Genomic DNA, 13,086 nt, shown 5'->3' with positions numbered 1-13,086 from the left:
TCCTCGGCCCTTCACCTTGGCGCCCGTAGGGGCGCGGGGAACTGCGCGAGCAACCACGAACGGCCCGCACCCGACCGACCAGGAGCACCGCCCCGTAAGGGGCGCGGGGAACTGCGCGACCGGCCCCCACCGGCCCGCAACCGGACGACTGCCCCAGGGGTCCGGGGCGAAGCCCCGAGAACCTCGACCGCGGGCGCGTCGTGGCTGATCGCGCAGTTCCCCGCGCCCCTTACGGGGCGCCGCGGCCCTACCCGTTGAGCAAAGGTGCAACCGCCCCGGCAAAGGCCTCCATCTGTCCCACCAGTTCCGCCACTCCGCGGCAGCGGAACCGCACCTGGATCTGGTCCGCACCCATCGCGCGGTACGCCCGCAGCGACTCCGCGAGTTCCTCCGGCCCGCCGGCCAGCACCCCTCCCCCGGAGAACGGCGACCGCCCCGAACGTCCCACGTACAGCGGCTCCGTGATCGCCCCGATCGCGAACGGCCCCGTCCGCCCCGCCTCCTCCCGCAGCCGCCGCAGCTCCGCCACCCGGTCCGGCAGCCGCTCCCGCGGGTCGCCCTGCGAGAGCCAGCCGTCGCCGCGCAGCGCGGCCCGGCGCAGCGCCGCCGGCGAGGAACCGCCGACCCACACCGGCGGCCTCGGCACCCGTACGGGCCGGGGCGCCAGCCCGAGCCCCGCGAACCGGAAGAACCGCCCCCGGAACTCCGGGAACTCCTCGGGCCCGAGCGCAGCGGTCAGCGCGTCGACGGTCTCGTCGAGAATCTCCCCGCGCCGCCGGAAGTCCACGCCCAGCGCCTCGAATTCCTCCCGCACGTGCCCGGCGCCGACGCCGAGGACGAGCCGCCCGCCGGACAGCCGGTCCACGGTCGCGTACTGCTTCGCGGTGACGAGCGGGTGCCGCAGCGCCGCGACGGCGACGTGGCTGAGCAGCAGCACGCGTTCCGTGACGGCGGCCACGTGGGCGAGAGTCGCGACAGGGTCGTACCAGACGGTGCCCATGGCGGCGGCGAGCCGTGCGGGAACCGCGACGTGGTCGCACGTGGCGACGTACGCGAAGCCCAGCCGGTCCGCGGCGCGGGCCACCTCGCGCAGCTCGGCGGGTCCCGCCGTCACCTCCCACGGTTCGGCGTAGAGCGTGCTCAGCGACTGCACGGGCAGCTGCATCCCGTACGACAGCCGGCCCTCGGGCAGGACGCGCAGCCCCGTGGCCTCAGCCACGCGCCGGGGCCCCCGCCCAGAGTCCGTCCGGTGTCAGTCCCAGCAGCTCGATCGCGTTGCCGCGCACGATGCGCTCCACCACATCCGGCGTCAGGTGCCCCATCTGTTCCTCGGCCACCTCCCGCGAGCGCGGCCAGGTGGAGTCGCTGTGCGGGTAGTCGGTCTCGTAGAGGACGTTGCCGACACCGATCGCGTCGAGGTTGCGCAGCCCGAAGGCGTCGTCGAAGAAGCAGCCGTGGATGTGCTGCGCGAAGAGCTCCGAGGGGGGTTCGAGCACCTTGTCGCCGATGCCTCCCCATTTACGGTTGTTCTCCCATACCGTGTCGGCCCGTTCGAGGATGTACGGGATCCAGCCGATCTGCCCCTCGGCGTACATGAGGCGGAGGTCCGGGAAGCGGGTGAAGGCTCCCGACATCAGCCAGTCGGCCATCGAGAAGCAGCAGTTGGCGAAGGTGAGGGCCGAACTCACGGCGGGTGGTGCGTCCTCGGAGGTGGACGGCATGCGGGAGGACGAGCCGATGTGCATGGCGACGACCGTGCCGGTCTCGTCGCATGCGCGCAGGAAAGGGTCCCAGGCGTCGGTGTGGACCGAGGGGAGGCCGAGATACGGCGGTATCTCGGAGAAGCACACGGCCCGCACGCCCCGCGCCGCGTTGCGCCGCACCTCCTGCGCCGCCAGTGCCGCGTCCCACAGCGGCACGATCGCCAGCGGGATCAGGCGGCCGCGGGCTGCAGGACCGCACCACTCCTCGGTCATCCAGTCGTTGTAGGCCCGTACGCACAGCAGGGCCAGTTCGCGGTCTGCGGCCTCGGTGAAGGTCTGGCCGCAAAAGCGCGGAAAGGTGGGGAAACAGAGCGCGGACTGCACGTGGTTGGCGTCCATGTCGGCGAGCCGCTCGGGGACGCTGAACGAGCCCGGCCGCATCTCTTCGTAGGTGATCCCTTCCAGCCCGATGTCGTCCCTGGAGTATCCGACGGCGGTATCCAGCCGGGTGAGAGGACGGTGCAAATCCTCATAGACCCACCAGTCCGCCACCGGACCCGCATCGCCGGGGGCTCCCATCACCGGCGCGAAACGGCCGCCCAGGAAGGTCATCTCCTTGATCGGAGCCCGCACGATCCGCGGCCCGGCGTCGCGGAATTTCGCCGGAAGACGGTCCCGCCAGACGTCGGGGGGCTCGACCGTGTGGTCGTCCACCGAGATTATCGTCGGGAAGCTCTCCATGGCCGTCACGGTAGCGCCGATCTGACGGTACGTCAGGAGAGCGGGGGGCGACCGGTCATCCGGTCGGTGAGATGTTCCTTGGCAGGCCTTGTGGAGAGGCCGGACCACTGCTGACGTAAACGGCTAGGACAAGGCAGACTGGCCGGTGCGACCGAGCAGGACAGGCAGGGGGTCACGATGGCCGGCGATTCAGGGCACGGGCAGGCACTGCGCTTCACCGTGCTCGGTCCCGTCCGCGCCTGGCGCGGAGAGGAACTGCTCAACACCGGTTCACCCCAGCAGCGGGCACTGCTCGCAGCCCTGCTGCTGCGCGGCGGGCGCACCGCCACCGCCCCGGAGCTGGTCGACGCGCTGTGGGGCGAGGAGCCCCCGCACGCGGCCCTGGCCGCTCTGCGCACGTACGCCTCACGGCTGCGCAAGGCCTTCGGGCCGGATGCCGACACGCTCGTCAGCGAGTCCGGCGGATATGCGATCCAAGTGACGCCCGGCGGGCTGGACATCGACACGGCCGAGCGGCTGGCCGGTGAGGCGGACAAGGCGCGGGCTGCGGGCAACCGGCTGCGCGCGCGTGAACTGATCGCCGATTCCCTGGCCGTATGGGACGGCGAACCGCTCGCCGGCCTGCCCGGCCCCTACGCCGAGACCCAGCGCACCCGGCTGGCGGAATGGCGCCTGAGCCTGCTGGAGACCCGGCTCGACCTCGATCTGGAGGTCGGCTGCCACGCCGAGGCCGTCTCCGAACTCACCGCCCTGACCGCCGCCCACCCGCTGCGCGAGCGGCTGCGCGAGCTCCTCATGCTCGCCCTCTACCGCAGCGGACGCCAGGCCGAGGCCCTGGCCGTCTACGCCGACACCCGCCGCCTCCTCGCCGACGAACTCGGCGTCGACCCCTGCCCCGAACTCTCCGAACTCCAGCAACGCATCCTCCAGGCGGACGCCGACCTCAACCTCCACATGGCCGGCGGCGACCGCAACTCCGCGGGCCCCGCCTTCGTCCGCCCCGCCCAGCTCCCCGCCACCGTCCCGGACTTCACCGGGCGCGCCGACATGGTGCACGAGCTGAGCGACCAGCTGGCCACCGCCGAGGGCCGTGTGATGGCCGTGTCGGCGGTCGCGGGCATCGGCGGTGTCGGCAAGACGACGCTCGCCGTGCACGTCGCCCACGCCGCACGGCACCACTTCCCCGACGGCCAGCTCTACGTGGACCTCCAGGGCACGGGCCCGGCCGTCGCCGAGCCCGAGGCCGTCCTGGGCTCCTTCCTGCGGGCCCTCGGCGTCCCCGACCCGGCCATCCCGGACGGGGTCGAGGAGCGCGCCGCCCTCTTCCGCTCCACGCTCGACGGCCGCCGCGTCCTGGCCCTCCTCGACAACGCCCGCGACGCCGCCCAGATCCGCCCGCTGCTGCCCGGCAACGAGGGCTGCGCCGCCCTCGTCACCAGCCGCATCCGCATGGTCGACCTCGCCGGGGCACACCTCGTGGATCTGGATGTGATGAGTCCCGAGGAGGCGCTCGTCCTCTTCACCCGCATCGTGGGCGAGGAGCGGGTGGGGGCGGAGCGTGATGCGGCGATGGATGTGGTGGCTGCATGTGGTTTCCTGCCGTTGGCGATCCGTATCGCCGCGTCCCGGCTGGCGTCGCGGCGGACGTGGACGGTGTCGGTGCTGGCACGCAAGCTGGCCGACGAGCGGCGCCGGCTGGACGAGCTGCGGGCCGGTGACCTGGCGGTGACGGCGACGTTCGAGCTCGGCTACGGGCAGCTGACCGCCGAACAGGCCCGTGCCTTCCGCCTGCTGGGCCTGGCCGACGGGCCGGACATCTCGCTCGCCGCCGCGGCCGCCGTCCTGGACATGGACGCCGACCACGCCGAGGACGTCCTGGAGTCCCTGGTCGACACCTCGCTCCTGGAGTCAGCGGCACCCGGCCGCTACCGCTATCACGACCTCGTACGCCTCTACGCGCGTTCCTGCGCCGAACGCGACGAACACTCCCCGGACGAACGGGAAACCGCCCTCTCCCGCCTGCTGGACTTCTACCTGGCCACGGCGGCGGGCGTGTACGTGCTGGAACGGCCCGGCGACCCGCTGCGCGCCCACCTGGCACCCACCGCCCACCCCGGACTGGCCTTCACCGACCCCGCAGCCGCCGGCAACTGGCTCTTCTCCGAGGCCGGATGCCTGCTCGCCTGCGTGCGCCAGCACGCCGACTCCACCGGCGACACCCTGCGCCGCGCCGTCGACCTGCTCCTCGCCGCCAAGGACCTGGCCGAATCCGGCGCCGACTCCCGCCAGTACGAACAGGCCGCCATCACCCTGCTCGCCTCCAGCCAGGCGAGCGGCGACACCCGCGCCGAAGGCCGCGCCAGGACCGTCCTCACGCACGTCTACCACTTCGCCGGACGCTTCGAACTCGCCGAAGACCACGCCAGCGCCGCAGTCGACCTCGGACGCCTCACCCAGGACGCCATCCCGCTGTGCTACGCCTCCAACAACCGCGGGATCATCGCCAATTACCAGCACCGCTACGAGGACGGCGAGATCTACGGCGAACAGGCCCTCGCCGCCTTCCGCGCCGACGGCAACCGCCCCGGCGAGGCCAGCGCCCTCTGCAATCTCTCCCGCGTCCATCTGTCCACCGGCCGCGTCGAATCCGCACTCGCCCTCGCCGAACAGGCCATCCACCTCTACCGCGAGGTCAACGTCTCCTGGCGCCATGCCAACGCCCTCTACGCCTACGCCCTCGCCCTCACCGCGGCAGGACGCCACGAAGAGGCCATGACCAGCCTCCTGGAGGCCATGCCCGTCTTCCGCGAGAACCGCCAGCGGATGTGGGAAGGCATGACGCTCTTCCGCATGGCCGAACTCCACCTCGCCACCGGACAACTCGCCCAGGCCGCGGCCCACGCCGAACAAGCACTGGCCGTGCTGCGCACCCTCGGCGGCGACTGGCGCCGGGCCAACGTGCTGACCGTGCTCGGGCGCAGCCTCGACGCCCTCGGCCAGACGGGACGCGCACACGCCTGCTGGACCGAAGCCCTGTCCCTTTTCGACCAGTTGGGCTCGTCGGAGGCGGCGGAGGTCCGCGGTCTACTGGCTCCGGTCCAAGCGGCTTAGACGGACGTGATGAGAGGGGTGGATTCCGGGGCCCGTTTCCCGCTGCGGCCCCGGTAAAAACCCGTTCCACGTGCCCGTTCATCGATCGTTTATCGCGAGGGTCCAGTCTGAGGTTCGTCGATCCGCTGCATCGGGGGGCAGGCGGGTCGTAGGTGAGGCCTCACCTTTAGGGTGAACAGCCCTGGAAGGGCACCCGTCCGGCGGTTCTCGGGGGAGTCGCCGGGCGGGTCGCACACTCCCCAGACCACCAACGACTCGCACTGAACAGACGGAGTTGACGACAATGCGCGACGAGAGCCAGGTCAGTCCTGCGGCATCGCCTCTGGACGACCACGGCACGGGGACGCACGACCTCGCCGCACGACTGGCACCGGCCGACGACCACGGCACCGGCACGAAGGGGCTCACCGCGAACGCGGCCGCCCGCGGGAAGTCTCCTGCGGACGACCACGGGACCGGTCCGGAGCGGGTCATGATGGACGATCACATGACCGAGGCTCCCGTCTTCACGATGGAAGACGCCGAGAAGCCCTACTAGGCCGGCAGGCCTGCCGCCGGCAACCGGGCGGAGCCCGGGCCCATCGGGCCAGGGCTCCGCTCCCCGGGGGGATACGACGGGGGACAGCACGGGGGAGGAGGAACGGGGGGAAGAGGAACCGGGGGGCCGACGATCCGGGGGGATCGACGGGGGATCGACGGGGGAACTGTAGGACAGGCGCGGAGAGGCTCGGAGAGGGACGGGGGAACGGGGGACGTTCTCTCCTCGGGGGAAGCCTCCAGGGCTGGGGAGCAACGGGGGAAACGGGACAACTCCCCAGCCGAATCGGCAAGCAGCACCACCGGCAAGTCCAGCACCACCCAGCACCACATCGCACATACCCGGCACCCGTTCCTCCGGGCCACAACGGCCCACCGGAGAACGGGGTGGCCGCAACGGGGGATCGACAGGGGCCGGCACCGACGGCGCGGAGGGGGAGCCGTCGATGCCGGTCCCTGCGGCTGTTCACACACCGCAGGGGCGACTGCCCACGACGTGGAACCGTCAACACCGGGTCAAGGAAGGCCTCGGTGCTACAGCGGAGGCTCCCGCACCCGGGTTCACTCGAACCGGACACCGGCACCTGTCATCCATATCCACCGCACAGCACTGCACTTGCGGCCCCACCACGGCCGCCGGAACACCCCACCGTCACATCGGTGCCCCGCCCCGCCGGGACACCGCACCCCCGATTCGGAGGAGTCACGATGAACGGCACGAAGTCCATAGCCAAGGCCGCCACGAAGGCCTGCGCCATACTCGCGCTCACTGGTGCGGCAGCCTTCCTGAGCACGGCACAGGCCTCGGCCGACGACCACAGCATGGCCCAGCCCCTCGCCCACCACGCAGGCCCCGCCTTCGGGTCGGACGACCACATGCAGGGCGACACAGGAGGCTTCGTGGGCTTCGGTGCCGACGACCACGGCATGGGCGACCGCTGACGTCTGACGTCGTCGCCGGCGCGCCGACATCGGTGCGGCTCGCCGGCGGACGGCCCAGTGCGCGGCCCGGCGGTCTGCGGGGGTCTGCCCGGTGGACGGGCGGACAGGCGGGCGGACAGACGGCTCGGCCCGACGCCCCCCCAGGTCCGCCGACAGCCGCCCCGGGGTCGGCCATGAGCGCGAAGCACCCGGCCTCGGCAGCCGGCACTTCGCCTTGCGGAGGCGCGGGCCGGTGATCACCATCACGTCCCCGTCCGGACGTCAGCCGTACCGGATGGCGACGATCACCGTCCCGCGCCCCGCCTCCCGCTCCCGCTCCCGCGTCCCAGAGCCGTCAGCGGCATGAACACCTCCGCCGCAGCGCCCCCTTGAGCACCTTCCCCGCCGCATTGCGCGGCAGCTCCGCCACGAACTCCACCTCGCGCGGCACCTTGTAGTTGGCCATCTCCCTCCTCGCCCACCCGATCAGCCCCTCGGCCGTCAGCCCGGCCGCCGCGGCGCCCGCACTCCGCACCACGAAGGCCCTGCCGACCTCACCCAGCCTCGCGTCCGGCACTCCGACGACCGCGGCCTCGGCAACGCCCGGGTGCCGGGCCAGGAGCTGCTCGATCTCGGCGGGGAAGGCGTTGAACCCGCCCACGATGAACATGTCCTTGAGCCGGTCGGTGATCCGCAGGTTGCCCTCACCGTCCAGGACGCCGACGTCGCCGGTGTGCAGCCAGCCGCCGGAGTCGACGGCCCGCGCCGTGGCAGCGGGGTCCTCGAAGTAGCCGGACATCACCTGGTGGCCCCGCACCAGCACCTCGCCGGGCTCCCCCGCCGGCCGCGCCGCACCGTCGGCACCGACCACCTTGACCTCGGTACCGGGAACAGCCCGTCCCGACGTCCCCGCCACGACCTCCGCGGAGTCCCCGCGCCGGCACATCGTCACCAGCCCGGTGGCCTCGCTCATGCCGTAGGCGGTCAGCACGACCGGTATCCCCAGCTCGTCGCGCAGCCGCTCGACCAGCCGCCGGGGCACCGTGGCCGCACCGGTCACCACGACCCGCAGCGACGACAGGTCGTACGCCCCCCGCAACGGGTGTTCCAGCAGCGCCTGGTGGAGTGTGGGCGGCCCGGGCAACACCGTGATCCGCTCGGCGGCGATCAGGGCGAGCGCCGCTTCCGGGGTGAAGACGGGCAGCGGGACCATCGTCGCGCCGCGCATGAGGGCGGCGACGATGCCGGCCTTGTAGCCGAAGGTGTGGAAGAAGGGGTTGACGATCAGATAGCGGTCTCCTTCCCGCAGTCCGGCCAGCTCGCTCCAGGTGCCGAACGCCCGCAACGTCTGTGCGTGGGTGATGACGGCCCCCTTGGGCTCGCCGGTGGTGCCCGAGGTGAAGAGAATGTCGGAGGGCGCATCGGCCCGGACGGCATCGGCGCGTGCCCGGACCTCCCGGGGGGAGACGGTCTCCCCCGCTGCGAGGAACTCCTTCCAGGTGAGAAAGCCGGCCGATGCGGGTGCGGCATCGGCGAGGACCACCGCGCGGCGCAGGTGAGGCAGCCCGGGCAGGGGGCCGGCGCCAGGGCCGGTTCCCCCATTGGTGCCCGCCGCCCGGCGGAGCGTGGCGACGTAGGACGTGCCGAGGAAGGTGCCGGTGACGAACAGCAGCTTCGCCCGGGTGCGCGCCAGCACATGGGCCGCTTCGGCGCCCTTGAAGCGGGTGTTGACGGGAACCAGCACGGCTCCGGCCGTGACCGCGCCGAGGGCGCAGACGATCCAGTCCGCCGTGTTGGGCGCCCAGACCGCGACCCGGTCACCGGGCTCGACGCCGGCGGCGAGGCACGCGGCGGCGGCTCGTTCGACGCGCTCGCCGAGCTGCCGGTAGCCGGTCCGGGACCGGCCCTCGACGACGGCCTCGCGGTCGCCGTACCGCTCGGCGGCGGTGCGGACGAGACGGGGTATCGATCCGAACTCCAGGTCACCGTACATCGGACACCCTCGCCATCCTCGGCCGCCCGCCGAACTAGCTGACGGCACGTCAGATTAGCGATAGCCTTCCGCGCTGTCAGCAGCACAGCTTGCAGCAACACGGCATGCAGCAGCACGGGCGACAGTGCCGGCACGACCGGCGCCGACACCACCGAGGCGGCGATGGCGATGAGGACGACGGCGGCACCGCTCAAGGACGCGACGGCGATCGTCGGCATTGGTCAGACTCCTTTCGCGAAACAACTCCCCGAATCCGAAAAGACCTTGGCGTGCCGCGCCATCCTGGCGGCGCTGGACGACGCCGGCATCGCCCCGTCCGAGGTCGACGCCTTCGCCTCGTACACCATGGAGGAGACCGACGAGGTCGAGGTCGCCAAGTCCATCGGCGCCGGCGACGTGACCTTCTTCTCCCGGGTCGGCTACGGAGGCGGCGGCTCCTGTGCGACCGTGGCCCACCTGGCGGCGGCCATCACCACGGGACAGGCGACCGTCGGCGTGGCCTGGCGCTCACGCAAGCGCGGCTCGGGCCCCCGCCCCTGGCGGAACACGCAGGCCCAGCTCCCCACGCCCGCGCAGTGGACCCGTCCGTATGGACTCCTGCGCCCGGTCGACGAGATAGCCATGCTGGCCCGGCGCTACATGCACGAATACGGCGCCACCCGCGACCACTTCTTCAACGTCGCTCTCGCCTGCCGCAACCGCGCCAACCAGAACCCCGCCGCGATCATGTACGACCGCCCGCTGACGCGCGAGATGTACATGACCTCGCGCTGGATCAGCGAACCGCTCTGCCTCTTCGACAACTGTCTGGAGACGGACGGCGCGCTGGCCTGCGTCGTCGTCCCCGCTGAGCGGGCCCGGGACTGCCGGGCCGCCCCCGTCTACATCCACTCCGTCGCCCAGGCCCTGCCGGCCCAGCACCACGGCATGGTCAACTACTGGACGGAATCCCCCCTGACCGGCCCCTCCTGGACCGCCGCCCGACACCTCTGGAAGCACGCGGACTTCGGCCCGTGCGACGTCCATGTCGCCCAGATCTACGACGCGTTCACCCCGCTCATCCCCCTTTCCCTGGAGGGCTACGGCTTCTGCGGACGCGGCGAGGGCGCGGCCTTCACCGAGGGCGGCGCGCTGGAGCTCGGCGGCCGGCTCCCGCTCAACACCGGCGGGGGCGGCCTCAGCGAGGCGTACGTCCACGGCTTCAACCTCATCAACGAGGGAGTCAGGCAGCTCCGCGGCAGCTCGACCGCGCAGGTCCCCGGCGCCGCGACGTGCCTGGTCACGGCGGGCGAGGGAGTCCCCACATCGGCGCTTCTGCTGAGGAGTTGAACTCATGTCCCCCATGATGAGGGCCACCACTGACAACGGCCTCCTGGCACCGGTCCCGGACGCGGACGGCGCCCCTTTCTGGGACTTCGCAGCACGGGGCGAACTGCGCATACAGATCTGCTCCGACTGCCGCGAACCCCGCTTCCCGCCCCGCCCCTGCTGCCCGAAGTGCCATTCCTTCACCAGTAGTTGGCGCCTGACGAGCGGAACCGGTCACATCTGGTCATACGTCCGGCCCCACCCGCCCCTGCTGCCCGGCTACGCCGCACACGCCCCGTACAACGTGGTCCTCGTCGAGCTCGCCGACGCACCCGGCATCCGTCTGGTGGGCAACCTGGTCGCCTCCCCGGACGCGGAGATCGACTCCGCGGCCCCGGAGGACCTGCGCATCGGCGCGGCCGTACGGGCCGTCTTCCCACGGGTCCAGGGGATGGCACTCCCCCGCTGGACGCCGGAGCGGTCATGACCACGACCGTGGAGAGCGGCGCGGACGGCGTCGCACTGGTGGCCCTGAACCGCCCGGACCGCCTCAACGCCATCGACGCCGCCACCGCCGCCGAACTGACCGCGCTGTGGCGCGAGTTCCGCGGCGACACCGCGATCCGCTGCATCGTCCTCACCGGAACAGGCGACCGCGCTTTCTGCACGGGCCTCGACCGCACCACGGAGACGCCGCAGCCCGCGTCGCCGTACTCCCTGGACGACCCGCTGCTCACGATCGGCCCCAAAGCCTCGGACCTGTGGAAGCCCGTGATCGCCGCGGTGAACGGCATGGCCTGCGGCGGCGCCTTCTACCTGCTGGGCGAATCCGAGTTCGTGGTCGCCTCCCGGAACGCCACCTTCTTCGACCCGCACACCACGTACGGCATGGTCAGCGCGTACGAGTCCCTGTACATGGCCGGGCGCATGCCGTTCGGTGAAGCCGCGCGGACGGCACTGATGGGCACGGCCGAGCGCCTCTCGGCGCAACGCGCGTACGAGATCGGCCTGGTGTCCGAACTGACCCCGCCCGGCGGCGCCGTGGAGGCTGCCCTGCGCGCCGCGGCCGTCATCGCGGCGCAGCCGACGGAGGCCGTGCAGGGCACCGTGCGGGCCCTCTGGGCGGCCAAGGAGCAGGCCCGCTCCCATGCACTGGCCCTGGCGCCGCACCTCGTCACGCTCGGCAATCTGCCGCCGGCACACCAGGCGGACCTCTTCACGGCGCGCTCCCGCGAATACCGGTTGCGCTGAGGCGGGCACCGACCGATGCCCGACCCGTCAACGCCGGGTGTGGACCGTCTCCGGCGCCCGCACGGTCAACGCCGCGTGTGGCCGGTTCCCTTGGCGGCGTCGAGCGCGTACACGCAGCGGTCCTTGCTGCAGGCGTAGACGACACCGCCCTTGGCCACGGGTGAGCCGGTGATCTCGCCGCCCGTGGCCAGCTTCCAGCGGAGCTGGCCACCTGCCGCGTCGACCGTGTAGAGGCAGTGGTCGGCGGAACCGAAGTGCACCCGGCCGTCGGCGGCCACCGGGGCACCCACGATGTCGCCGCCCGCCGCGAACCGCCACTTCGGCGTGCCCGTCACCGCGTCCAGGGTGTAGAGCGCGCCGCCGCTGCCCAGGTGGACGGAACCGTCCGCCACGAGCACCGGCTCCGTCGACTGCCGTGCCTCCGTCGCTATGCGCCACCGGTCACGGCCCGTGGCCGCTTCCAGCGCGTAGACGGTGCCGAGGTAGTCCGCGATGTAGACGCCGCCGCCCGAGACGACGGGGCCGGGCGCGAAGGCGGGCGGGCACAGGAAGACCGCCGGGGCCTCGAACCGCCAGCGCACGTCGCCGCGCGCCACGTCGACGGCGAGCAGGCGCGTACCGGCGGCGACGTACGCCATGCCGTCCGGAGCGGCCAGCAGCCGCACCGGGACACCGCCGCACGAGGCCGCGTCGCCCACCGGATACGACCACCGCTCGACTCCCGTGCGGGCCTCCAGGGCGCGCAGCCGCGCGTCGGCCCAGACGTAGACCACGCCGTCGTGGAGGGCCGGCCCGCAGTCCGGGGTCTCGAAGTCGGTCTGGGCGCCGCCCGTCTCCCACAGCAGCTCGCCGGTCGATGCCTCCCATGCCTGGACGCCTCCGCCGCGGGTGCCCGTGACGACCGTGCCGCCTTCGGCCCGCAGGGAGTACACCCAGCCGTCGGTGGAGAGCCGCCAGCGCTCCGCGCCGTCCGCCGCGTCGAGCGCGTACAGCGTGGGCCCGTCCGAGGCGTGTATGCGTCCGTCGGCCACGGCCATGGCCCAGGCAACGTCCCGGGTCTTGAACTGCCGCCGCCCGCTGGCGACATCGAGCGCGTGGACCTCGAACGAGGTGACGTACAGCAGGTCCCCGGCGACGGTGGGCGTGCCCCACACGTCGTTCGACATGCGGAACCGCCACGGGCGCCAACGCCCCTGGTCGGCCTGGACATTGGTGCTGCCCGCATCGGGCGACGCGACGGGGGCGGGCGGCGCGGCCGGTGCACCCGCCTGGCCCGGCAGAGCGGCGGAGGCCTCGGACGGGGGCCGGACCCAGCCGGCCGTGGGACCGGCGGCCGGGTGCGCCTGGGCGTCCGCGACCCGGGGGCCGGGGCCGATCGGCACCTGCGAGCCGGCGAGCCGGACCGTTCCCTCGGGCGGAGCGGCGACGGGGGCGGCGGCATGCCGGCCCTGCGGCCCGGTCAGCCCGCCCCGGGGGTCGGGCGCTCCGACGACGGACCGTGCGGGGCTCGCGGGGCCCGCA

At 72.6% G+C, this 13,086-nt stretch carries 10 protein-coding genes; 6 read left to right on the top strand and 4 right to left on the bottom strand.

Features of this window, described 5'->3' with window-relative positions:
* Positions 1 to 247: 247 nt before the first annotated feature.
* Both HG542_RS15175 and HG542_RS15170 read right to left on the bottom strand, forming a co-directional pair.
* Positions 248 to 1,165, bottom strand: a complete 918-nt coding sequence (locus HG542_RS15175; protein ID WP_171081864.1) for a TIGR03619 family F420-dependent LLM class oxidoreductase — start codon at positions 1,163 to 1,165, stop codon at positions 248 to 250.
* Between the two features lie 46 nt (positions 1,166 to 1,211).
* Complete coding sequence (locus tag HG542_RS15170) at positions 1,212 to 2,444, bottom strand: amidohydrolase family protein (RefSeq protein ID WP_171081659.1); 1,233 nt, start codon at positions 2,442 to 2,444, stop codon at positions 1,212 to 1,214.
* A 177-nt stretch (positions 2,445 to 2,621) separates the two neighbouring features.
* Here HG542_RS15170 and afsR point away from each other — a divergent pair, with 177 nt between their 5' ends.
* From afsR to HG542_RS15155, 3 genes are all read left to right on the top strand, one after another.
* Positions 2,622 to 5,555 carry an SARP-family global regulator AfsR gene (gene afsR / locus HG542_RS15165; protein WP_171081657.1) on the top strand — a complete coding sequence of 978 codons (2,934 nt, stop codon included), beginning with the start codon at positions 2,622 to 2,624 and terminating at the stop codon, positions 5,553 to 5,555.
* 283 nt (positions 5,556 to 5,838) lie between these two features.
* Positions 5,839 to 6,093: a hypothetical protein gene (locus tag HG542_RS15160; RefSeq protein ID WP_171081655.1), complete on the top strand. Its 255-nt coding sequence runs from the start codon at positions 5,839 to 5,841 to the stop codon at positions 6,091 to 6,093.
* 707 nt (positions 6,094 to 6,800) lie between these two features.
* Positions 6,801 to 7,034, top strand: a complete 234-nt coding sequence (locus HG542_RS15155; protein ID WP_171081653.1) for a hypothetical protein — start codon at positions 6,801 to 6,803, stop codon at positions 7,032 to 7,034.
* A 334-nt stretch (positions 7,035 to 7,368) separates the two neighbouring features.
* Here HG542_RS15155 and HG542_RS15150 read toward each other — a convergent pair whose 3' ends face one another.
* Positions 7,369 to 9,006, bottom strand: coding sequence for a FadD3 family acyl-CoA ligase (locus HG542_RS15150; protein ID WP_171081652.1), 1,638 nt, complete (start codon positions 9,004 to 9,006; stop codon positions 7,369 to 7,371).
* A gap of 162 nt (positions 9,007 to 9,168) precedes the next feature.
* Between HG542_RS15150 and HG542_RS15145 the strand changes: the two genes are divergently transcribed.
* From HG542_RS15145 to HG542_RS15135, 3 genes are read left to right on the top strand one after another with little or no spacing between them, the layout of a single operon-like run.
* Entirely contained in the window at positions 9,169 to 10,335 is a 1,167-nt protein-coding gene (locus HG542_RS15145; protein WP_373313068.1) for a lipid-transfer protein, read from the top strand.
* A gap of 4 nt (positions 10,336 to 10,339) precedes the next feature.
* A complete protein-coding gene (locus tag HG542_RS15140) occupies positions 10,340 to 10,801 on the top strand; it encodes a Zn-ribbon domain-containing OB-fold protein (RefSeq protein ID WP_227725921.1) in 462 nt (153 codons plus the stop codon).
* A complete protein-coding gene (locus HG542_RS15135; protein WP_171081650.1) occupies positions 10,798 to 11,565 on the top strand; it encodes an enoyl-CoA hydratase/isomerase family protein in 768 nt (255 codons plus the stop codon). The genes HG542_RS15140 and HG542_RS15135 overlap by 4 nt, the downstream gene beginning before the upstream one ends.
* 65 nt (positions 11,566 to 11,630) lie before the next feature.
* Here HG542_RS15135 and HG542_RS15130 read toward each other — a convergent pair.
* A partial coding sequence (locus HG542_RS15130; protein ID WP_171081648.1) for a PQQ-binding-like beta-propeller repeat protein occupies positions 11,631 to 13,086 on the bottom strand: 1,456 nt, incomplete at its 5' end.

The organism is Streptomyces morookaense (genome assembly GCF_013030945.1).
Taxonomy (GTDB): Bacteria; Actinomycetota; Actinomycetes; order Streptomycetales; family Streptomycetaceae; genus Streptomyces; species Streptomyces morookaensis.
Note: the sequence above shows the minus strand (reverse complement) of the source record. Positions and strands in the feature narration are given on the sequence as shown.